The following is a 22370-nucleotide window of genomic DNA, read 5'->3' as shown; positions in this document are numbered from 1 at the left end:
CGTCCTCGCTGATGTCTGATGTTGGTTAGTATTGTCCCTTAGTATTGACCTTGGGGCGTCAGCCCGAGCGCGAGCTGGCCGTACATGGTGCCGACGGCGTCCCAGTTCATGCTGATGTGGCGGCCGACGGCATTGGCATCGCGCCAGGCGCGCTGCACCGGATTGGAAAGATCGAGGCCGAGCCCGCCGGTCGAAGCGTTCAGCGCTTCGCTGGCGCGGATGGCCAGCGCAACCGAAAAGGCCTGGCCGCGGCGGCTGACGATGCGGTCCTCGACCGAGACCGGCCTGCCGTCGCGGATCGTCGCCGCACGGTCCCTGAGATCGCGCAGCAGAACTTCACGCGCCGCATCGACCGAAGCGCTCGCTTCGGCAACGCGTAACTGGATGGTGGGGAAATCCGCCATGCGGTTGTTGTGACCGGCCACCGCGCCGCGCGTGATGCGCCTCGAGGTAACGGCAAGATAGTCTTCCAGCGCGCCGGCAGCGGCGCCGACTGCCGTAGACGCCAGGCAGGATGGAATGTTCGACAGCATCGGGATTGAGAAGGTGGGGTTGGCTGCATACAGCGCTGCGCCCGGCGTCTTGCCTGATGTGGTGTCGGCGAACGACAGCAGGCGGTGCGCCGGCACGAACACGTCTGACAATACGAGCGTCTTGCTGCCGGTGCCGCTGAGGCCGACGACATTCCAGGTATCGTCGATGACGTAGTCGGAGGCCGGAACCAGCAGGAAGGCCGGCGCAAACTGGCCAGCTTCCGCCTTCGACGGCAACAGCGCCGCGCACAACGACCATTGCGCGTTGTCACAGCCGCTCGCAAACGACCAGCGTCCGCTGAGGCGATAGCCGCCGTCGACCTCGATCGCCCTGGCGGCCGGCGCATAGGAGCCACAGGCCAGCGCATCCAGATTATCATCCCAGACGTCGCGCTGCGCGGCTTCCGGAAATCCCGCGATCAGCCATTGATGGGCTGCGAGCAGGCCGCCGACCCACGCCGTCGAGGCGCAGCTTTTCGCAAGTTCGATGTTCAGTTCGACCAGCACGTCGAAATCGTGCTCGTAGCCGCCGAACATCGCCGGCTTGACGATGTCGAAATAGCCGATGTTGCGCAGCGCCGTGATGTTCTCTTCCGGCACGCGGCCCGCCTTTTCTGTGGTGTGGGCGCGTGCCTTGATCTGCGGCGCGATCTGCGCCACGCGGCTCCGCAACTCGCTAATGCCGGGGCGAGCGGCCGGCGGCGCAGATACATCCTTCAACTGGGCGATTGATACCATTGGTTTGCTCCGTATCTTCGATGGGCTGAAAGGCGGCGGCTCGGCGGATCACGCAGCCTGGCTGTCGTGGGGCACCGAGAAGCAGTAGGTCGCGTCCTGGTAGATCAGCGGCTCGATCGGATCGCGCACGTTCACGGTCTCAGCTTCGCCGATGAAAATCGTATGCGTGCCGTAGGGGACGGCGGCGGCCTTCTTGCAGAAGATGTTGATCTGCGCGTCGGCGAGGTAGGTGACGCCCTCGGCCGAGGTCATCCATTGGCCGAGCCCGAACCGCTCCTCGGCGGGGACCGCGCCGCTGAAAGCCGATGAAAGGGAGATCTGGTCGCGGCGCAGCACGTTCACGCAGAAGCGGCGCGCCAGCAGCATGATGTCGTGCAGCAGCGTTTGTTGGTTGACGCAGACGATCAGCGAGGGAGGGTCAAGCGACAGCGACGTCACCGCGGTCGCCGTCATTCCGTGGCGGCGGTTCTGGTCGGCAGACGTGATCACCGACACCGCCGCGGGAAATCGCCGCAGCGCGCGCTTGAACGTTTCACGCAATTCGTCGGATGCCGAATCCAGCGACATGGTTTCCTCCACTGAACAATCCGCTCTTGATCGGCGGCTTAATTTTCGTGAACAATAATTGCATTTGCAAATGACAAGTCAATCGGAAATTTTCAATTGCAACAATTGCCTTGAAAAATGATCGGCGCCCGGCTATTGGAGGGATGCAAAAGTTGCACCAAAGCAGGATGCAAGATCTTGTACCGGCTGACGAATTCCTTGCCCTACATGCTCAACCGCGTCGGTGTGCGGATGGGCGATCTGTTTTCCCGGCGCATCGCGGGCTATGGCGTGACGCTACCGATGTACCGCGTGATGGCCGCGCTCTGGGAGAAGGGCGATCAGCGCCTCGGCGATCTCGCCGGCATGACGACGATCGAGATATCGACACTGTCGCGCCTGATCGGGGAGATGAAGCGGCGAGGCTTGGTGACGCGCACGCGGCTGAAGGACAACGCGCGCACGGTCGCGATCAACCTCACGCCGAAGGGGCGGACGCTGGTGGAGGAATTGATTCCGATCGCCGTCCATTTCGAGGAAGTGGCGGTCCGCAATTTTCCGTCGAAGAACGTTTCGGACCTGAAGACGGTGCTCGCAGAAATCTACGAGAGCCTGAATTCGATCGAGCCCGAAATCGAGGAAGTCAACAAGGCGCGCAAGGCGGCGAAGTCGAAAGCCTGACGCATGGTGAGGTCGAAAGCCGACTAGGTGGTGACCGCGCGTTGCGGCCTCATCGAGCCCCAAGGCCCGCCTTCGCTAACGCAGCTTCATTGGACCGCACGAACAAAAAGCGGGACGCCACGGGTATTTCTGCGTCGGCGCTACCATCCCGGCCGATGAGGACTAATCCCGCTCCGCCGTTAGCCACGGTTAGAATGACAGGCTCGCCCTTCCACGTTTTGATCGGCTTCATTCCAATGACAAACTCACCCATCGGTTGGTCAAAATATTGGAGCCTTAGTTGCGGAGCGACCTCCGCTGCCGCAAGTCCGAAACCCAATTGTTGAGCGCGCGCATAAATGTCTGCCAGCGGCGCAGTATCGGTCTGAAAGCCGAGTTCGGCCGCCGACACCGCAAAAAGCTCCACGCTTGTTTTCGTCGTGCCGACGGTGAAGGCCGGTCGAGCGAGAACTTCCTCAGCCAGGCCTCCGATGCCACAGCCTGCTGCATCCAACGCGTTAATGAGGGCAAACGAATTTGCAAACGTCCCTACTGTGATCGTTCTCCACACCGGAACAGCGAAGGCGGATTTGATCAGAATAGGCGGAGCATTAGCCGAAGGAGTTGGCTTGAGCGTCAAGCGCTTCTGCAGGACGTCTCGCGCCGTACATTGAGCACTGGCTTCGCTCGCGAAGAGGACGATGCAGAGCATCGCAATAAGGAGAGTACCGCCACTTTGGACGGCCTGGTAACCGCTTTCCTTGCCAACAGTTCGGTCCATGGCGACCTACTTGGCGCACGTTATTGCGCCCGCCAATGCAATCCGACAGTTCCTTCAGTATTGTCCGCGCGGAGTGGTTTGCAGCACGGCAAACCTGTTATTCAAAAACAAACGTTGGGGTCTCACTGCAATCTGAGTTCTCGAACGATCGAGTTGGACATCGGGCCGCTTTCAAAACGGCTGCGGTAGCGATACGGATCAAAGAATACTGCGTTAGCGCTTTTCGGTATGTGAACTAGTTTACATCCGCTCAAAACCGTTTCCTTGCCGGGATGTCGCCTATTGGCCCATCGCGTCGATATCGACATGTTTGCTTTTGCGCCGCGCTTGGGCAGTAAGGCGGATATGATCAATTTATAAGTGTCCGGCGCTATTTCGCCGCCCTGCGATCGCGCTTCGAGCTAGCCGTCACCTCGGGATAGCCGTGCAGCTTCAACTTGTCAGCTTGCACGCCCCAGCTTTCCAGCCGATCCAGAAAGCTCATGCCGAGCAGATTGGTCTTCATCAGCCCGCGCGGCACCACCAGCGCCGGGACCGATTTCTCGACGAGGCCGCCGACCGCGAGGCGATCGAGCGTCAGCCGCGCCGCCTTGGTATGGCCGCCGGCGGTTTCGAGTTCGACGTTGTATTCGAGCATCTCGATCGGCAGGCCGATCGCCTTTGCCGTCTCCCAGGTCAGCACCACCGACGTCGCGCCGGTGTCGATCACCATCGGCGCCTTGACGCCGTTGATCTTGGCGTGCAGCGCGAATTCGCCGGCCTTGCCGCGTGCGATCTCCACGGCGGGCGCCGGCTCCAGCCTGCGTTGCCACAGCATTTTCGATACCGAGTTGCTGGCGCGCGCGATCTGGTTCGGATCGCCATAGGCGACGACGGCGCCGGCGGTGGCGGCGAGCATCGCCAGAACGAGCATGATGCGGATCACTGAGCGCCTCCGCCGTTTCCTCCGGCGATCAGCAGCGTTCGGTGCGCGGCGGCATCGGAACCAGGCCCGCATCCATCATGCGCGTCGCAAGCCCTTCCATCACGGCCAATCGCTCCGCCGTTTCCATGCGGTGCCAGCGCGCGATCTCCGGCAACGTTCGTCCGCAGCCGAAGCAGAGTTTGGTTTTGGGATCCATTATGCAGACTGCGATACACGGCGTTTCTTTGCTCATTCCTGGATAGTGAAGTGGTTTGCTACCTTTGCGCAAGCGCTTGCAACTACAACCCCGTGCCGGCACTCATGATCGGCTTGTGACGCGGCCGCCGCTTGTCCTCGACCGCCGCGGTGACCGCCGGGTCCGGCTGCAGGGGCGGGGCGTCCTCGGCCATCGGCGCCAGCGCGCTCATCACGCGCTCCGGCGGGAAGGTGACGATGACTTCGGTGCCGATGCGCAATTTCGATTTCAGCGTGAAGGTGCCGCCATGCATGTCGATCAGGCTTTTGGCGATCGGCAAGCCCAGGCCCGCGCCCTGTTCGGCCGATTTGATCGAGTTGGAGCCTTGGCCGAACGACGCCAGCACGATCGGGATCTCGTCCTCGGCAATGCCGGAGCCGGTATCCTTGACGCTGAGATATTGGCCGCCGGACGCGGTCCAGCCGACCTTGAGCCAGATATCGCCGCCCGGCGGGGTGAACTTGATCGAGTTGGATATGAGATTGAGCACGACCTGGCGCGTGGCGCGCTCGTCGCCCCAAATCCTGGGCATGCCCTGCTCGAACACCTCGTGAATGGTGATGCCGCGGCTGGTCGCGCGCAGCTTCAACAGGTGGTGGCAGTCGGCGACGACGTGCACCAGCGACACCGCTTCCTCGTTGAGTTCGTAGCGGCCGGCCTCGATCCGCGACAGATCGAGAATCTCGTTGATGAGGTTGAGCAGATGGACGCCCGAATTGTGAATGTCGGCGGAGTATTCCTTGTAGACCGGCACGGCGTGGGCGCCGAAAATCTCGCTCTTCATCACCTCGGAGAATCCGAGGATCGCGTTGAGCGGCGTGCGCAGCTCGTGGCTCATCTGCGCCAGAAAGCGCGACTTGGCGACGTTGGCGGATTCGGCGCGGTGCCGCGCTTCGTCGGAGATCGCCTTGGCCTGTTCGAGCTCGCCGATCAGCGCGTCCTTTTCGGCGCGCGCTTCGATCGTCTCCAGCGTCGTCGAATGAAGCTGGTGGGCAAGCAGCGCAAAATAGCTTTCGGCGGCGACTGCCAGCAGCGCGAGCGCGTAGTTGTCGAAGGTTCCGCCCATCACGAAATTGAGCGCGATCGCAGCCGTCACCGGCGCGGTTGCCGCCACCGCCGCAATGGGCAGCGTCGCGGCCAGCATGCTTGACACCGCGATCACCAGCAGCATCAGGAACATCATCATCGTGTTCGAGACGACGTCGAGGCCGGCTGGGTCGAGCAGGATCGCCGTCCAGCTCAGGCCGTAGAGCAGGTCGAGCAGCACGAAGCGGGTTTGCCATTTGCGCGTGGCGGCGAGCGTAGGCTGCTCGCTGAGGAAGCGCTTGCAGTTGCGAATGATGGTGGCATGGATGCAGAGCATGCCGGCTGTCCATACCGCGGCCGGCACGGCATACTTCCAGAGGCCGAACAGCACGCCGGTCGAAACCACCAGCAGCATGACGACGAAGGAAGCCGAGACCCGGGTCTGGGCGTATTGTCGGAGCAATTCGGTATCGAAGGCGGGGCGGGTCCCGCTGGTCGACGTTAACCGATCCCGCGCCTCGCGCACCCGCTGCGCCGCCACGCGCCGGGTGTTGACCGCTGATGCGACCGGCGCTTCTGCCGGAAGCTGGACAACCTCGGGCTTCTCTGCGGGCTTACTCATTGAACAACACAAATCCTGCCCGCGAACTGCGCGGGCTTTTGCATTGTCTATCTGTGCCGCTAAATCATTAAGCGATGACTTAAAGAGCTAAAAATTCTCGTAAACAGGAAGTTAAAATTAACCTCTTGGGCAGACGGAACCCCCGCTTCTGACTGGATAAGAAGCGGGGGCTTTGCGCTTTGTCTTAACCTGTTTCTTTAACTCACCGCTCGAGCCGGGCCAAAAGGCTCGACGTGTCCCAGCGCTTGCCGCCCATCTTCTCGACCTCGGCGTAGAACTGATCGACGAGGGCGGTCACCGGCAGGTTGGCGCCGTTGTGGCGGGCCTCACTGATGCAGATCGAGAGGTCCTTGCGCATCCATTCGACGGCGAAGCCGAAGTCGAACTTGCCGTCATTCATGGTCTTGTAGCGGTTCTCCATCTGCCAGGACTGCGCCGCGCCCTTGGAGATGGTCTCGATCACGGCCGCGACGTCGAGCCCGGACTTCTTGGCGAAGTGAATGCCTTCCGACAGGCCCTGGACGAGACCTGCGATGCAGATCTGGTTGACCATTTTGGTGAGCTGTCCGGCGCCGGCGGGCCCGAGCAGTTTGCACATCCTTGCGTAAGCGCCGGAAATGATCGGCTCGGCAGCGGCATAGGCGTCTTCCTTGCCGCCGCACATCACCGTCAACACGCCGTTTTCCGCACCCGCCTGGCCGCCGGACACCGGCGCATCGATGAACTTGAAGCCGGCCTTGACGGCAGCAGCATCGAGCTCGCGGGCGACTTCGGCGGAGGCGGTAGTGTGGTCGACGAATACCGCGCCCTTCTTCATGCCGGCGAAGGCGCCATCAGTCCCGATCGTGACCGCGCGCAGGTCATTGTCGTTGCCGACGCAGCACATCACGAAATCCTGACCTTCGGCCGCGGCCTTCGGCGTCGGCGCGGTGCGCCCGCCGAACTTGTCCGCCCACTCCTTCGCCTTGGCCCCGGTCCGGTTGTACACGGTCACCTCGTGGCCGCCTTTTTTCGCCAGATGTCCTGCCATGGGGAAGCCCATTACGCCGAGACCGAGAAAAGCGACTTTAGCCATGTGTGTTACCTTGGAGTTTTCGCCGGCGACGTTGGGCCGGCCGGACGGTGTTTTTGGAGGAGCCGCACCATAACCGCTGCGCAGGGGAGGGCAACGCCTTCGTTGGTGGGCGGGGCCGGATTCGTGCTAGGATAGGTTCCTCAAGAATCTCACAAAAAAGGGAGTGACATCGCATGGGCGTCAGCGTGGGCGTGCTCGACCATTTCAACATCCGGACCCGCAACCTTGCCGATACGGTCCGGTTCTATGAGGACATTCTGGGCCTGGAAAAGGGCGCCCGGCCGAACTTCGCATTTCCCGGGGCGTGGATGTACAGCGAGGGCAAGGCGGTGGTGCATCTCGTCGATATTTCCAAGACCGACGAGCCGCAAAAGCCCGATTCCGGCGTTGTCCACCATGTCGCGTTCGCCAGCTATGGCTTTGACGGCATGAAGCGGCGGCTGGAGCAGAAGGGCATGGCGTACGACTCCCGGCAGGTTCCGGGCGGTGACCTCTGGCAGATCTTCGTCAAGGACCCCAATGGCGTCATGATCGAGCTGAACTACGAGGCGGCGAAGGAGCAGGCGGCTGCCGCCCCTGCGGAGCGGCGGGATGACGTAGGAGCGAGATAGCCTTTTGCGCTGAACCGCTCTATGGGTCGCATCAGACTGGCATAGCATCTTGGAACGAGGCCTCGCTTTCGGACTTGGTCCGGAGCGGGTCGGGTTCGCATCAAGAATGCGCGTCAAAACAAGCGAGTAGGGCCCGGTTCTCGCTCGGAACTGCAAGGGCTTCAGGAGATGCGCGAGTGAGCGTAACACAGCAACAAGTTCTCGATGCCCTTAGCCGGGTGGCCTCGCCGCGCGGCGTGCCACTGACCAATGCCAACGTGCTGTCGGCGATCTCGGTCACCGACGGCAAGGTGTTCTTCTCCATCAATGTCGACGCCGCCGAGGCTAGAGCCTGGGAAAGCGTGCGCGCGCAAGCCGAAGCTGCAGTGCGCGCGATCTCCGGTGTCAGCACGGCGATGATCGCGCTGACGGCCGAGCGCAAGCCCGGTGCTCCGCAGGCCGCGCCCGCGGCGCATCGGCATGCGCATGGCGTGCAACCAGCTTCCGCCCACCGCCCACCGCAGGGCGCGGCCTCGCCGATGTCGAAGCAGGCGGAGATTCCTGGCGTTGCCGCCGTCATCGCAGTAGCCTCGGGCAAGGGCGGTGTCGGCAAGTCGACCACCGCGCTCAATCTGGCGCTTGGCCTGCGCGACCTCGGCCTGCGCGTCGGGCTGCTCGATGCCGATATTTACGGCCCCTCGGTGCCGCGGCTCACCGGCATCAGCGAAAAGCCGCAGCTCGACGACGGCCGCAAGATGATTCCGATCAAGCGTTTCGGGCTTTCGATCATGTCGATCGGCTTCCTGGTCGAGGAAGACACCGCGATGATCTGGCGCGGGCCGATGGTGATGTCGGCGATCACCCAGATGCTGCGTGACGTGGCGTGGGGCACGCTCGATATTCTCGTCGTCGACATGCCGCCCGGTACGGGGGACGCGCAATTGACCCTGGCGCAGAACGTGCCGCTGAAGGGAGCGGTGATTATCTCAACCCCGCAGGACCTCTCCCTGATCGACGCGCGGCGGGGTCTTGCGATGTTCAAGAAGGTCAACGTGCCGGTGCTCGGCATTGTCGAGAACATGAGCTATTTCCAGTGTCCTGAGTGCGGCACGCGCTCGGACATTTTCGGCCATGGCGGCGCGCGCCATGAGGCGGAGCGGCTGGGTGTCCCATTCCTGGGCGAGATCCCGCTGCACATGTCGATCCGGACCACGTCGGATGAAGGTAATCCGGTGGTGGCCAGCGAGCCTGATGGCCCTCATGCCGCGATCTACCGAGCCATCGGAACCAAGGTTCGCGACGGGCTTCAGGGCGCGATTGCCGCGGCCTGAGGTTGCTTGTCCGCGCCCATACGACTTTCGTTTAATCAGTGCAGTCATGCCTTTGTCGCGTTTTCTGGCGCGAACTTCCGTGTTAAAGCGCCCCCGCCAGAGCGCCCCGGATGCCATGGAATTCGTCCCGCCGGAGGAACGCTCGAGGAAATTTGGGGAACGACCCGAAGGAGAGCTTGAATGAAGCGTCGTGATTTTTTGAAGGTTTCAGCGGCCGGTGCTGCCGCGACAGCCGTTGCCTCGCCGGCGATCGCGCAATCATCGCCTGAGATCAAATGGCGCCTGACGTCGAGCTTCCCGAAGTCGCTCGACACCATCTATGGCGGTGCCGAGCACTTGGCGAAGCAGGTCGCCGAAATGACCGACAACAAATTCCAGATCCAGGTCTTCCAGGCCGGCGAGCTGGTTCCGGGTCTGCAGGCACTCGACGCGACCTCCAAGAACACCGTCGAGATGTGTCATACCGTCTCGTACTACTACGTCGGCAAGGATCCGACCTTCGCGATCTTTTCGGCCGTGCCGTTCGGTCTCAATGCGCGCCAGCAGAACTCTTGGCTGGCGCAAGGCGGCGGTAACGACCTCGCCAACGAGTTCTTCAAGAAGTCCGGCGTGATCGGCTTTCCCTGCGGCAATACCGGCACGCAGATGGGCGGCTGGTTCCGCAAGGAGATCAAGACCGTTGCCGATCTGTCCGGCCTCAAGATGCGTATCGGCGGTATCGCCGGCCAGGTCCTGCAGAAGGTTGGTGTGGTGCCGCAGCAGATCGCCGGTGGCGATATCTACCCGGCGCTTGAAAAGGGCACCATCGATGCCGCGGAGTGGGTCGGTCCGTACGACGACGAGAAGCTCGGCTTCCAGAAGGTCGCGAAGTACTACTACTACCCCGGCTTCTGGGAAGGCGGCCCGACGGTGCACGCCTTTGCCAATCTGGAAAAATGGAACGAACTGCCGAAGAGCTATCAGGCCATTCTCACCAACGCGGCGGCGAACACCAACGCCTGGATGAACCAGCGCTACGACATGCTGAACCCCGCGGCACTGAAGCGCCTCGTCGCCAGCGGCACGCAGCTTCGTCCGTTCACCAACGAAGTGCTGGAAGCTTGCCTGAAGTCGACCAACGAATTGTGGGGCGAAATCTCCGGCAAGAATGCGGACTTCAAGAAGGCAATCGACGCGATGCAGGCCTATCGCTCCGACCAGTATCTGTGGTGGCAGGTCGCCGAATATACCTATGACAGTTTCATGATCCGTTCGCGCACGCGCGGCTGATCGGAGCCGGATACCTATCCCAAAAGCTTACGAGGAAGCCCGGCCTTCGTTAGGAAGGTCGGGCTTTTTCGCGTTTCCATCCAATTGCTTATGGAAATTGGCGGCCGGATGTTCCATGCTTGATTCCAAGCCTCGACACGAAGGCTGATCGGCACAACCAAAAGGGATGGAATATGAAGCGAAGAGATTTTCTCAAAGTAACCGGCTTGGGTGCGGCAGGTGCTGCAACGATCGCAGCGCCCGCGATTGCGCAGGGCTTGCCCGAAATCAAGTGGCGCATGCCGACGAGCTGGCCGAAGTCCTTGGACACGCTCTATGGCGGTGCCGAATTGATGGCCAAGATGGTCGGTGAAGCCACCGACAACAAGTTCCAGATCCAGACATTTGCCGGCGGTGAAATCGTCCCCGGCCTGCAGGTTCTCGACGCCGTGCAGAACGGCACCGTCGAAATCGGCCATACCGCATCATACTACTATTTCGGCAAGGATCCGACCTTCACCTTCGGCTCTGCGGTGCCGTTCGGGCCGAACATGCGTCTCAACCAGGCTTGGTACATGCTTGGCGGCGGCAGGGATCTGCTCAACGAATTCTACAAGAAGTACAACGTGACCTCGCTGCTCGCCGGCAATACCGGCGCGCAGATGGGCGGTTGGTACCGCAAGGAGATCAAGACGCCCGACGACCTGAAGGGGCTGAAGTTGCGCATCGGCGGCTTTGCCGGCCGTGCGTTGCAGAAGCTTGGCGTCGTCCCGCAGCAGATCGCCGGTGGCGACATTTACCCGGCGCTCGAAAAGGGCACCATTGATGCCGCGGAGTGGGTCGGCCCCTACGACGACGAAAAGCTCGGCTTCGCGAAGGTTGCCCCCAACTACTATTATCCCGGCTGGTGGGAAGGCGGCCCGATGCTGCTGGCCTTCGTCAATCTCGACAAGTGGAACGCCTTGCCGAAATACTACCAGTCGGTTCTCGAGCAGGCCGGCCACTACGCCAACAACTGGATGATGGCGAAATACGATCAGGCCAATCCGCCCGCGTTGCGCAAGCTGATCGCAGCCGGCGCCAAGCTGCGCCCGTTCCCGGCGCCGGTGATGGAAGCCTGCTACAAGGCGGCGAAGGAATTGCACAGCGAAGTCGCGGCCAGCAACGCCGATTTCAAGAAGGTGTATGAATCGCTGACGTCGTTCTCGAACAACGGCTATTCATGGTTCCAGGTGGCCGAACTCGGATACGACGGCTTCATGGCGCGTCACTCGCAGGGCTGATCTCGTCGAACCTGCCAAAAGCAAGCAAAAACCCCGGAGCGAAAGCTCCGGGGTTTTTATTTGGGAAGCGGACGATGTGAGCCGGGGCGCTACTGTTTGGGCTGCCCGAAATCGAGCGGCGGCAATTCGATCTGTGGCACCTCGATCTTGATCGAGTTCGGATCGATCGTCGACGCCGCGCCCTTGTAGTGCATCACCATCCCCGGGAACATGATGACCAACACCACCATGATGACCTGGATGACGACGAACGGCACCGCGCCCCAATAGATCTGGCCGGTCGTCACCGGGTCCATGCGCTTGCCGGTGACGCGGTCGATGTAGGATTCCTTCGGCGCCACCGAGCGCAGATAGAACAGGGCGAATCCGAACGGCGGGTGCATGAACGACGTCTGCATGTTGACGCCGAGAATGACGCCGAACCAGATCAGGTCGATGCCGAGCTTTTCCGCCGCGGGTCCGAGCAGCGGAATGATGATGAAGGCCAGTTCGAAGAAGTCGAGGAAGAAGGCAAGGACGAAGACGAGGGCGTTGACGAAAAGGAGGAAGCCGATCTGGCCGCCGGGCAGGGAGGTCAAGAGATGCTCGACCCAGATGTGGCCGTTCACGCCGTAGAACGTCAGCGAGAACACGCGTGCGCCGATCAGGATGAAGATCACGAAGGCCGACAGCTTGGCCGTCGATTCCGTCGCTTGCCGGATCAGATCCCACGTCAGCCGGCGCTTGGCGGCACCGAGAATGAGTGCACCGGCCGCGCCCATCGCGCCGCCTTCGGTCGGCGTGGCGACACCGATGAAGATGGTGCCGAGCACCAGGAAGATCAGGAACAGCGGCGGTACCATCACGAACGTGGTTTGCTGCGCCATCGCAGAGAGAAAGCGGAAGCCGGAGACCTTGTGGATCAACCAGTTCACCACAGCCACGAAGAAGGCGAACAGGATGCCATAGAACATGCTGAGCACGACGTAATCGGCGCCTCGCGCTTCCGAAGACCGCATCATGAACCAGCCGAACACGCAACTGGCGATGAAGAGGACGCCGAGCGACCAAAGTCCGCGGCTGCCATCAGGCTCGCGAAAACCGACCGCCTCCGCTGGCAGACCCGGAGCGGCCTTGGGAAAGATCATGCTTACCAGGAACGCGTAGCCGGCATACAGAGCAGCAAGCACCATTCCCGGAACGAACGCGCCCTCGTACATGTCGCCGACCGACTTGCCGAGCTGGTCGGCCATCACGATCAGGACGAGAGAGGGAGGAATGATCTGCGCCAGGGTACCGGAAGCGGCGATGACGCCGGTCGCCATCCTTCGGTCGTAGCCATAGCGCAACATGATCGGCAGCGAGATGAGGCCCATCGAGATGACGGAAGCGGCAACGACACCTGTGGTCGCCGCGAGCAACGCGCCGACGAAAATGACGGCATAGGCGAGGCCGCCGCGGATCGTGCCGAACAATTGTCCGATAGTATCGAGCAGGTCCTCGGCCATGCCCGACCGTTCGAGCACCAGTCCCATGAACGTGAAGAACGGAATGGCGAGCAGCGTGTCGTTGTTCATCACGCCGTAGACGCGCTCAGGCAGCGCTTGCAGGAAGTCGGGGCGGAACTCGCCAAGCTCGATGCCGACAAAGGCAAAGATCAGTCCAACCGCGCCGAGCGAAAATGCCGCCGGATAGCCCAGCAGCAGGATGATCACCAGCGACGCGAACATGATCGGCGCCATGTTGGCGATGAGAAAAGCAGTCATCTAGTCCCCCTGAGATCGCGCCGACGATCAGCGTTTTTCGATCGCCTCGACGAGGTGTTCGACCTCGGCTTCGAGAGCATGCATCTGCGATGCGTGTGGATCCGGAATCAGGCCGCGCATCACGGCGATTCGCTTGATCAGTTCGGAAACGCCCTGAGCGAACAGGAACACGAACCCGATGATGATCAGCGATTTGGCCGGCCATTGCGGCAGACCACCGGCATTGCCGGACTGTTCGTTGATTTCAACCGAGCGCATGAAGAACGGACCGCCGGTGATGATCATCACGATGCAGAGTGGCATCAGGAAAAATACGTGGCCGATGATGTCGACGATATCCCGCCATCTCTTGGAAAACAGGTTGTTTACGATATCGATGCGGATGTGCTCGTTGTCGAGCATCGTCCACGGCGAGCACAGCAGAAAGACAACGCCGAACAGCACCCACTGCAGCTCCAGCCAGGAATTCGACGACACGTCGAAAGTCTTGCGCACGATCGCGTTGGTGGCCGAGATGAGCACGGCTATCAGAATGAGCCACGCCAGGCGTTTGCCCGTCCACCGCGTGAACGCGTCGATTCCCCGGCTCAATTTCAAGAGCGATTGCAACGATGACCCTCCCAGACTGACGCCTCTGCCGTCTTGACCGCGCTGTTGGGCGCAGCCGGCTTATCCTGCCGAGCTAGCATGAAGCCGATGCACCAAACCAGCGCTCGCTGCCGCCGTCAATCGGAAGTTTGTTGATATTGAAGGGGAATATTTCGTCTGCGGAATACCATTGCGCCTTGGCCCGGGCGACGGGCCGCTCGTCAACGAGTCATTGTTTGCCGGAGCAGTTTCTACTGTTGCTTGAGCGGACCTAGATCCAGCGGCGGCAATTCGATCTGCGGAACCTCAATTCTGATCTTGCTGAGATCCTCCGCGCTCACCGGCTTGTCCAGCAACGCGGTAACGGTCCAGGGGAAAGCGATCACCAGCACGACCATGATGACCTGCAGGCCGATCCAGGGGATCGCCCCCCAATAGATGTCGGAACTCTTGACCTCCTTGGGCGCCACGCCACGCAGGTAAAACAGCGCAAAGCCGAACGGCGGATGCAGGAACGACGTCTGCATGTTGACGCACAGCATCACGCCGAACCAGATCAAAGCCGCATCCGCGCCGACCACCGGTGCCAAGACCTTTTGCGCAATCGGCGCAACCATCGGCAGGATGATGAAGGCGATCTCGAAGAAGTCGAGGAAGAACGCCAGGAAGAAGATGAACAGGTTGATGAAGATCAGGAAGCCCCAGACCCCGCCCGGTACCGAGGTCAGCATGTGCTCCAGCCAGACGCCGCCGGAGACGCCGAGGAACACCACGGAAAAGCAGGTCGACCCGATCAGGATGAACACCACCATCGAGGTGATCCGCATCGTCGTCTGATAGCCTTGCCGGATAAGCTCGCGGAGGTCGGGAATCCGCACGGCTTCCAGACAAATCCAGATCACGGCGAGATAGGTGATTGCGAAGGCGATCTTGAAGAGAAAGCTGCCCGTGTAGAGGATTCCGAGAATCGTTCCGACACCTGCGGCGACGATGCCGATCAGCAGAATCCTGTTGCCGGCTGCGCTGAACTCCTTGTGATGTATTGCGGCAAGCACGACGGCGCCAACGGCGCCCATCGCGCCGGCTTCGGTCGGCGTCGCCAGGCCCAGCATCATGGTGCCGAGCACGACGAAGATCAGCACCGCCGAGGGGATGATTCCCATCAAGCATTTTCGCCACAACGGCCAGCCGGTCAGCGTCAACGCCGATTTCGGCACCGGCGGCACGTGGTCCGGTTTGATGATGCCGAGGAGAAACGTGTAGCCGGCGAACAGCGCGATCTGGAATAGCGACGGCCCCCAGGCGCCGAGATACATGTCGCCGACCGACTTGCCGAGCTGGTCGGCCAATACGATCAGCACCAGCGACGGTGGCACCAACTGGGTGATGGTACCCGAGGCCGCCAGCACGCCGGTGATGTAGCGCATGTTGTAGCCATAGCGGATCATCACCGGCATCGAGATCAGTGCCATGGCGATGACCTGAGCCGCCACCGTGCCGGTAATCGCGCCGAGAATGAAGCCGACGATGATGACGGAGTAGCCTAGTCCGCCGCGTACCGGGCCGAACAACTGGCCCATCGAATCCAGCATGTCTTCGGCCAGGCCGCATCGTTCGAGGACGGCGCCCATGAAGGTGAAGAAAGGGATCGCCAGCAGCAATTCGTTGGCCAGCACGCTGCCGAAGATGCGGCCCGGAATCGCTTGCATGAAGCTGAAGTCGAAAAAGCCGAGATGGATCGCGAGAAAGCCGAACGAGAATCCGACCGCCGCCAGCGTGAATGCGACGGGAAAGCCGATCAGCATCGCCAGAATAAGTCCGCCGAACATCAGCGGCGGCATCATTTCCAGCGTGATCATTGCACTGGTCTTTCGTACCTGGCGTCGATGGTCACGAGATTCTGCAGCGCGGCGATGCGCTTGATGACCTCGGAGACGCCCTGCAGTGCGAGCATCACGAACCCTGCGGGCACGACGAGCTTGATCGGCCAGCGCAACAGGCCTCCGGCATTGCTGGATTCCTCGCCGACGGCATAGGCCTGCAGGAAGAACGGCCAGGACAGCCAGGTCAGCAGCAGGCAGGCCGGGATCAGGAAGCACAGCGTTCCGATCAGGTCGAGCCAGAGCTGGCCGCGTTCAGAGAGCATCAAATAGAAGATTTCGACGCGAACATGCTCGTTGCGCTTGAAGGTGTAGGAGGCGCCGAACATCACGAAGATGGCGAACATGTACCACTGCAGTTCGAGCCAGCCGTTGGAGCTATAGCCGAACGCGTAGCGGATCATCGCATTGCCGGCGCTGACCGTGCACGCTGCGAGGACCAGAAAGTTGCAGAGATTGCCGATCTTTTCGTTGAGCAGATCGATGCCGGCACTGAGCACTAACAACGGCCGCATCATACCTGCCCGGGCGGTGGCCACGACGCCATCGCCGATGTCGCGATCGATTGCATCGATCGTCCTCCCCCTTTTTGCGCTTCCGCCGTCTTTGCCGCTCCGTTTAGGTGCGGTGGCCTGTCCAGCCATGCTGGCGTGAAGCAGCCGCACCATTCCAGCGCGCTGCAACAGCGTCAATCGGAAAATGCGTCGGACGATATGGGGCTGCGGTAACTAGCCGCCGGTCACGCTCATGTGGCGCGAGACGCTCGGGCGATTATGCCGGCGGTCGATGATGAAGTCGTGCCCCTTCGGCTTCAGCCCGATGGCGCGATCAATCGCCGCCGAAAGCAGGTCGTCGTCGGCGGAGGCCCGCAACGGCTTGCGCAGATCGGAGGCATCCTCATGGCCGAGGCAGGTGTGCAACGTACCGGTGCAGGTGATCCGTACGCGGTTGCAGGACTCGCAGAAATTATGCGTCATCGGCGTGATGAAGCCGAGTTTGCCGCCGGTCTCAGTGACGCGGACGTAGCGGGCGGGGCCGCCGGTGTCGTCGTCGAGATCGGTCAGCGTGTAGTGCTGCGCGAGGCGGGCACGGAGCAGCGACAGCGGCACATACTGGTCGATCCGCCCTTCGCCGATGTCGCCCATTGGCATGACTTCGATCAGCGTCAACGCCATGCCCTTGCCGTGCGCCCATTCCATCAGCGAGGGGATCTCTTCCTCGTTCACGTTCTTCAGCGCCACCGCATTGATCTTGACCGCAAGCCCTGCATCCCGCGCGGCCTCGATGCCGGCCAAAACCTTGTCGAGATCGCCCCAGCGCGTGATGGCGCGGAACCTTGCGGCATCGAGCGTGTCGAGCGAGACGTTGACGCGGCGGACGCCACAGTCGCGCAGTTCGGTCGCAAAGCGCGCCAGTTGTGAACCGTTGGTGGTCAGCGTCAGCTCATCGAGCGCGTTACTTCCAAGATGCCGCGACAGCGAGCGAACCAGCGACATCATGTTGCGCCGGACCAGTGGCTCGCCACCGGTGAGGCGGATCTTGCGCACGCCCTTGGCAATGAAGGCCGAGCACAGCCGGTCGAGTTCCTCCAGCGTCAGGAGGTCCTTCTTCGGCAGGAATGTCATGTCCTCGGACATGCAGTAGAAACAGCGCAGGTCGCAGCGATCGGTCACGGAAACGCGCAGATACCGGATGGTCCGGCCGAAGGGATCGACCATCGGACGTATCAGTTGATCGGGTGACGGGGAGCCGCTCATTCAAACTGCCTCTAATGGGGCCGCGTGTGGTTCGCTAGCATAATCTAGGCACCTTGTAAGGCGCCTACAATCGCAACCTCTCAAAGGGGGCCGCGGCGCGGAGTGAGGGGCCTATGGCGATCAAATAATAACTGTAAAATCAAACAGTTAAATCCGTAAAGCGGCTGCTGAGTCCGTCCACGGCGGCCGGTAATTCGCGCATGTGCCCGATCAGCCGGTCGGGCTTAAGCTGGGCGATCGGAACGTCGGTGTAGCCGAATTCGACCCCGATCACGGGAACGCCGGCCCGCCTGGCGACGCCGACGTCAGGTCCCGCGTCGCCCACCATGATGGTCGCGCCAATATCCCCGCCGGCGCGCGCCACGGTCTGCTGCAGGATCACGGGGTCGGGCTTAGAGACGCCGAACGTGTCGGCGCCGCAGATCGCGGCGAACCGTCCGCTCAAGCCCAGTTCGTCGAGCAGCCGCTTCGACAGCCATTCCAGCTTGTTGGTGCAGACCGCAAAACGACAGCCCTGCGCCTCGAGATCGTCGAGGGCGGCCTCCAGCCCCTCGAAGGGCCGCGATTCAACGGCGATATGGGCGCCGTAATAATCGACAAAATCCCTGGTGAGTCGGTCGATGTCGTCAGTGCTTATCGCACGGCCTTCCAGCTCCAGCCCACGTTCGATCAGCTTGCGGGCGCCCGCGCCGATCATGTTGCGTGCGGCACGCAGCGGTACCGGGGGCAATCCTTCGCGATCGAGCACGAAATTGAGCGCGGCGATCAGGTCCGGCGCGGTGTCGACCAGCGTGCCGTCGAGGTCGAAGACTACAGTGCGGGGAAGGCTCATCCGGAATTCGCTATCCGCAGGCCAAGCATCATGCAAGTGCTGCCTAGACACAGTGGGCAACCTGATTCAGGCAATTTAGACGGGCCAAGGCGCTGTTCCCAAGGCCAAAACGACGCTAGACATGCGCCCGCGGATCGGCGGATTCTGGGAGCATCGTCAGCGTGGATATGGATGGACTTAAACGGCAAGCGGCGGCACGGGCGCTGGAGCATGTGCAGGATGGCATGAAGCTCGGGCTCGGCACCGGCTCGACCGCCAGGCATTTTGTCGAACTGCTCGGCGAAAGGGTTGCCGGCGGGATGAAGGTGATCGGCGTGCCGACCTCGGAAGCGACCCGCGCCCAGGCCGAGGCCTGCAAAATTCCGCTCACCACGCTCGATGAAGTCGACCGGCTCGACCTCACTATTGATGGCGCCGACGAGGTCGATCCCGCCCTCAACCTGATCAAGGGCGGCGGTGGGGCGCTGCTCCGGGAGAAGATCGTGGCGGCGGCGTCCGATCGCATGATCGTGATTGCCGACGATACCAAATGGGTCGATGTTCTCGGCCGCTTTCCCCTACCTGTAGAGGTGGTTCCGTTCGGGCTGGCTGCCACCCAGCGGGCCATGGCCGCGGCATTTGCTCAAAGCGGAGTTTCCGGGCAAATGGGGCTCCGCAGGGGCAAGGACGGCCACGTTTTTGTCACCGATGGCGGCCACTGGATTGTCGATGCCCATCTCGGGCGTATCGCCGATGCGCCGCGTCTGGCGGGCCTGTTGAGCCTGATCCCGGGTGTCGTCGAACACGGGTTGTTCATTGGCCTGGCCAGCACCGCCGTCCTGGCAGGTGCCCAGGGAATTCGCGTAGTTGAGCGGCGGTAACGCCGGTAATCGAGGAGAATGGAATGAAGAGGCTTTCACGGATTTTGTCGGCGGCCGGCCTTGCGGTGGGCCTAGCCCTGACCGGCGCGCCGGCCGGCGCGCAGCAGAAGAACGCGCCGGCAGCACCTGCGACCGTGCCACTCAAGCCCGGCTCACCGGCGGCGATTGCCGCCGCCAAGGAAATCCTGGCGATGAAGAACGCGGCGGCGATGTACGCCAATGCCGTTCCCAATCTCGTCGAGCAGACCAAGAACGTGCTGATGCAGAGCAATCTGAACTATCAGAAGGATCTCAACGAGGTCGCCGTGATCGTGGCCAAGAATCTCGCTGGCCGCGAAAAGGAGATCGGCGAAGGCATGGCGCAGGTCTATGCCAATGAGTTCACCGAGCAGGAGTTGAAGGACCTCGTGACCTTCTACAAGTCGCCGCTCGGCCAGAAGCTGCTCGCGAACGAGCCCCGCGCCATTCAGTTCAGCATGTCCTACATGAACCAGTGGGCGCAGCAATTTGCCGAAACCATCAACGGCCAGTTCCGCGCCGAGATGAAGAAGCGCGGCAAGGATATCTGATCTTCAAGCGAAGCATGCCCTCGGACTTGATCCGAGGGTGGACTTCCGGTTCGAATGAAGAAAACGTCAAATTATAATAGAGCAAACGGACGACTTCGGGCGGGGTTGAGATGGCTGAGTTCGATGTCGATCTGTTCGTCATCGGTGGTGGTTCGGGCGGCGTTCGCGCCGCCCGCATCGCAGCCAACCATGGCGCAAAGGTCATGGTTGCCGAGGAATACCGGATGGGCGGCACCTGCGTGATCCGCGGCTGCGTGCCGAAAAAGCTGTTCGTGCTCGGCTCGCACGTCCGCCACGAGATAGAGGACGCAAAAGGTTTTGGGTGGACCATTCCCGAACCCTCCTTCGATTGGCCGACGCTGGTCGCCAACAAGGACAAGGAGATCGCGCGCCTCGAAGGCATCTACGCCGCCAATGTCGAGAAATCAGGCGCGAGCATCGTCAAGACGCGCGCCGTGCTGGAAGACGCCCACACGCTGCGCCTGTTGACCGGCGAAACGGTCACCGCAAAATACATCCTGATCGCGACCGGCGGCGCGCCTAATCACGGCCGGGAGATCCCCGGAATCGAGCACGTGATTTCCTCCAACGAGGCGTTTCACCTCACCGAATTGCCGAAGCGCATCGTGATCCAGGGCGGCGGCTATATCGCGCTGGAATTCGCCGGCATCTTTGCCGGCTTCGGCTCCGACGTGACCGTGATCTATCGCGGCGACAACATTCTGCGCGGTTTCGACGAGGACGTCCGCAAGCACGTGCGCGCCGAGATGGAGAAGCAGGGGATTACGATCATCACCGGCTGCACCATCGATAAAGTGGACAAGCACGGCAACGAATACACCACGCATCTATCCAGCGGTTCGAGCATCGCCTCGGAGAAGGTGATGTTCGCGATCGGCCGCCACCCGAACGTCGCCAATCTCGGGCTCGAGAAGGCCGGCGTCGCCATCAACCCAGCCAATGGCGGCATCGCGGTCGACGAGTGGTCGAAGACCTCGGTCGACAACATCTATGCGATCGGCGACGTCACCCATCGCCTCAATCTGACGCCGGTCGCAATCCGCGAGGGCCATGCCTTCGCCGACACCGTGTTCGGCAAGCGGCAGGTAGCAGTCGATCACGCCACCATTCCGACGGCGGTGTTCTCGCAGCCCGAGGTCGGCACCGTGGGCCTGACCGAAGCGCAGGCGCGCGCGCAAGTGAGCCATGTCGACATCTACAAGGCCGATTTCCGCCCCATCAAGGCGACGATGTCCGGCCGCGATACCCGCGTGCTGATGAAACTCGTGGTCGACGGCACCACGGATCGCGTGCTCGGCTGTCACATCGTCGGCGACACCGCGGCCGAGATCGTCCAGGCGGTCGCCATCGCCGTGAAGATGAAAGCCACCAAGGCCGATTTCGACGCGACGATCGCGCTGCATCCGACGGCGGCCGAGGAATTGGTGACCATGCGGACGCCGACGGCACGGTATGTGCGGCAGGCGGCGGAGTAGGCAGAATCGTAGGATGGGTTGAGCCCTTGCGAAACCCATCATCTGCTGCGCAACGCGAATGATGGGTATCGCAGAGCCTGTCATCGGGCGCACTCGCGCGACCCGTTGGCTCCACCCATCCTACGGGCTCGGACTACCGACGCCCGCCGCATTCTGATAACGACTAACCCAGCATTCAAGAACAGAGGTAGGCGAATAATGATTGAGCAGATCGGAATCGTAGGCGCAGGCACGATGGGCAACGGGATCGCGCAGGTGTGCGCGGCGGCGGGCCTTCCGGTGGTCATGACCGATATCTCCGATGCCGCCCTCACGCGCGGGATGTCGGTCGTCGCCAACAGCCTTGAGCGCCTCGTCAACAAGCAGAAGATGACCGACACCGACCGGCAGGCGGCGCTGGCGCGCATCACGACGACCACGGACACGGCGAAGTTTTCTACCTGCGATCTCGTTATCGAGGCGGCGACCGAGAATGAGGACCTGAAGGTGAAAATCCTGAAGGACCTTTGCCCAAAACTGCGACCGCAGGCGCTGCTCGCCACCAACACGTCCTCGATCTCGATCACGAAACTCGCGGCGGCAACCGACCGGCCGGACCGCTTCATCGGCATGCACTTCTTCAATCCGGTGCCGCTGATGGCGCTGTTGGAATTGATCCGGGGTTTGCAAACCTCCGACGATACCCATGCCAAGGCGGAAGCCTTTGCAAAGCGGATCGGCAAGGTGGCGATCACGGCGAAGAACAGCCCGGGCTTTGCTGTCAACCGCATCCTGTGCCCGATGATCAACGAGGCGATCTTTGCGCTTCAGGAAGGTATTGCCACGGCCGAGGACCTCGATGCCGGCATGAAGCTCGGCTGCAACCATCCGATCGGCCCGCTGGCGCTCGCCGACATGATCGGACTCGACACCATGCTGTCGGTGATGGAGGTGTTCTACCAAGGCTTCAACGACCCGAAATACCGCCCCGCGTCGCTCTTGAAGGAAATGGTCGCCGCCGGTCATCTCGGCCGCAAGACCGGGCAGGGGTTTTATAGTTACGGGAAGTAA

The 22370-nt window shown here is 61.8% G+C and carries 21 protein-coding genes and 1 pseudogene; 9 read left to right on the top strand and 13 right to left on the bottom strand.

All coding sequences use genetic code 11. The annotated features are described in order from the left end of the window. Window positions 1–38: 38 nt before the first annotated feature. Both LMTR3_RS12595 and LMTR3_RS12590 read right to left on the bottom strand, forming a co-directional pair. Window positions 39–1271 (bottom strand): acyl-CoA dehydrogenase family protein, encoded by a 1233-nt coding sequence (locus tag LMTR3_RS12595; RefSeq protein ID WP_141686568.1) that lies wholly within the window; start codon window positions 1269–1271, stop codon window positions 39–41. A 48-nt stretch (window positions 1272–1319) separates the two neighbouring features. Continuing rightward, complete coding sequence (locus LMTR3_RS12590) at window positions 1320–1838, bottom strand: flavin reductase family protein (RefSeq protein ID WP_065745645.1); 519 nt, start codon at window positions 1836–1838, stop codon at window positions 1320–1322. A 177-nt stretch (window positions 1839–2015) separates the two neighbouring features. On the opposite strand from LMTR3_RS12590, the gene LMTR3_RS12585 reads away from it, so the two are divergent. After that, complete coding sequence (locus tag LMTR3_RS12585) at window positions 2016–2498, top strand: MarR family winged helix-turn-helix transcriptional regulator (RefSeq protein WP_176721866.1); 483 nt, start codon at window positions 2016–2018, stop codon at window positions 2496–2498. Between the two features lie 49 nt (window positions 2499–2547). Here the strand turns inward: LMTR3_RS12585 and LMTR3_RS12580 are convergent, their stop codons facing one another. From LMTR3_RS12580 to LMTR3_RS12560, 5 genes and pseudogenes are all read right to left on the bottom strand, one after another. After that, complete coding sequence (locus LMTR3_RS12580; protein WP_065745314.1) at window positions 2548–3258, bottom strand: hypothetical protein; 711 nt, start codon at window positions 3256–3258, stop codon at window positions 2548–2550. Between the two features lie 370 nt (window positions 3259–3628). Next, window positions 3629–4183 (bottom strand): TIGR02281 family clan AA aspartic protease, encoded by a 555-nt coding sequence (locus LMTR3_RS12575; RefSeq protein ID WP_065745313.1) that lies wholly within the window; start codon window positions 4181–4183, stop codon window positions 3629–3631. Between the two features lie 28 nt (window positions 4184–4211). Then, window positions 4212–4415 (bottom strand): DUF1289 domain-containing protein, encoded by a 204-nt coding sequence (locus LMTR3_RS12570; RefSeq protein WP_065745312.1) that lies wholly within the window; start codon window positions 4413–4415, stop codon window positions 4212–4214. Window positions 4416–4461: 46 nt separating this feature from the next. After that, complete coding sequence (locus LMTR3_RS12565; protein ID WP_065745311.1) at window positions 4462–6066, bottom strand: sensor histidine kinase; 1605 nt, start codon at window positions 6064–6066, stop codon at window positions 4462–4464. Window positions 6067–6268: 202 nt separating this feature from the next. Further along, window positions 6269–7147, bottom strand: a pseudogene (locus tag LMTR3_RS12560) (NAD(P)-dependent oxidoreductase); the annotation flags it as partial. A 167-nt stretch (window positions 7148–7314) separates the two neighbouring features. Here LMTR3_RS12560 and LMTR3_RS12555 point away from each other — a divergent pair. The 4 genes from LMTR3_RS12555 (at window position 7315) to LMTR3_RS12540 (ending at window position 11593) form a co-directional block, all read left to right on the top strand. Then, the gene (locus tag LMTR3_RS12555; protein WP_065745309.1) at window positions 7315–7752 is read left to right on the top strand and encodes a VOC family protein; all 438 of its coding nucleotides are present in this window, start codon (window positions 7315–7317) and stop codon (window positions 7750–7752) included. 176 nt (window positions 7753–7928) lie between these two features. Further along, a complete protein-coding gene (locus tag LMTR3_RS12550) occupies window positions 7929–9062 on the top strand; it encodes an Mrp/NBP35 family ATP-binding protein (RefSeq protein WP_065745308.1) in 1134 nt (377 codons plus the stop codon). 180 nt (window positions 9063–9242) lie between these two features. After that, window positions 9243–10331, top strand: a complete 1089-nt coding sequence (locus LMTR3_RS12545; RefSeq protein WP_065745307.1) for a TRAP transporter substrate-binding protein — start codon at window positions 9243–9245, stop codon at window positions 10329–10331. Window positions 10332–10504: 173 nt separating this feature from the next. Then, entirely contained in the window at window positions 10505–11593 is a 1089-nt protein-coding gene (locus tag LMTR3_RS12540) for a TRAP transporter substrate-binding protein (protein ID WP_065745643.1), read from the top strand. 89 nt (window positions 11594–11682) lie between these two features. Here the strand turns inward: LMTR3_RS12540 and LMTR3_RS12535 are convergent, their stop codons facing one another. The 6 genes from LMTR3_RS12535 to LMTR3_RS12510 all read right to left on the bottom strand — a co-directional run bounded on the left by LMTR3_RS12535 (window position 11683) and on the right by LMTR3_RS12510 (window position 18395). Next, window positions 11683–13338: a TRAP transporter large permease gene (locus LMTR3_RS12535; RefSeq protein WP_065745306.1), complete on the bottom strand. Its 1656-nt coding sequence runs from the start codon at window positions 13336–13338 to the stop codon at window positions 11683–11685. 27 nt (window positions 13339–13365) lie between these two features. After that, on the bottom strand, window positions 13366–13947 hold the full coding sequence (locus LMTR3_RS12530; protein ID WP_065745305.1) for a TRAP transporter small permease subunit: 582 nt from the start codon (window positions 13945–13947) through the stop codon (window positions 13366–13368). A gap of 230 nt (window positions 13948–14177) precedes the next feature. Continuing rightward, window positions 14178–15785, bottom strand: coding sequence for a TRAP transporter large permease (locus LMTR3_RS12525; RefSeq protein WP_065745304.1), 1608 nt, complete (start codon window positions 15783–15785; stop codon window positions 14178–14180). Further along, on the bottom strand, window positions 15782–16321 hold the full coding sequence (locus LMTR3_RS12520; RefSeq protein WP_065745642.1) for a TRAP transporter small permease subunit: 540 nt from the start codon (window positions 16319–16321) through the stop codon (window positions 15782–15784). The genes LMTR3_RS12525 and LMTR3_RS12520 overlap by 4 nt, the downstream gene beginning before the upstream one ends. Window positions 16322–16534: 213 nt before the next feature. Continuing rightward, a complete protein-coding gene (gene moaA, locus LMTR3_RS12515; RefSeq protein WP_065745303.1) occupies window positions 16535–17563 on the bottom strand; it encodes a GTP 3',8-cyclase MoaA in 1029 nt (342 codons plus the stop codon). A gap of 139 nt (window positions 17564–17702) precedes the next feature. Next, window positions 17703–18395 (bottom strand): HAD family hydrolase, encoded by a 693-nt coding sequence (locus LMTR3_RS12510; RefSeq protein WP_065745302.1) that lies wholly within the window; start codon window positions 18393–18395, stop codon window positions 17703–17705. 161 nt (window positions 18396–18556) lie between these two features. Between LMTR3_RS12510 and rpiA the strand changes: the two genes are divergently transcribed. The 4 genes from rpiA to LMTR3_RS12490 all read left to right on the top strand — a co-directional run bounded on the left by rpiA (window position 18557) and on the right by LMTR3_RS12490 (window position 22370). Beyond that, window positions 18557–19255 carry a ribose-5-phosphate isomerase RpiA gene (gene rpiA, locus LMTR3_RS12505; RefSeq protein ID WP_141686567.1) on the top strand — a complete coding sequence of 233 codons (699 nt, stop codon included), beginning with the start codon at window positions 18557–18559 and terminating at the stop codon, window positions 19253–19255. Between the two features lie 23 nt (window positions 19256–19278). Continuing rightward, the gene (locus LMTR3_RS12500) at window positions 19279–19824 is read left to right on the top strand and encodes a DUF2059 domain-containing protein (RefSeq protein WP_065745300.1); all 546 of its coding nucleotides are present in this window, start codon (window positions 19279–19281) and stop codon (window positions 19822–19824) included. Between the two features lie 110 nt (window positions 19825–19934). After that, window positions 19935–21320: a glutathione-disulfide reductase gene (gene gor / locus LMTR3_RS12495; protein WP_065745299.1), complete on the top strand. Its 1386-nt coding sequence runs from the start codon at window positions 19935–19937 to the stop codon at window positions 21318–21320. A gap of 198 nt (window positions 21321–21518) precedes the next feature. Beyond that, the gene (locus LMTR3_RS12490) at window positions 21519–22370 is read left to right on the top strand and encodes a 3-hydroxybutyryl-CoA dehydrogenase (RefSeq protein WP_065745298.1); all 852 of its coding nucleotides are present in this window, start codon (window positions 21519–21521) and stop codon (window positions 22368–22370) included.

The sequence above is a fragment of the Bradyrhizobium sp. LMTR 3 genome (genome assembly GCF_001693485.1).
Classification (GTDB): domain Bacteria; phylum Pseudomonadota; class Alphaproteobacteria; order Rhizobiales; family Xanthobacteraceae; genus Bradyrhizobium.
The sequence above is the reverse complement of the archived record's forward strand: the minus strand, read 5'-3'. Positions and strand labels throughout refer to the sequence as shown.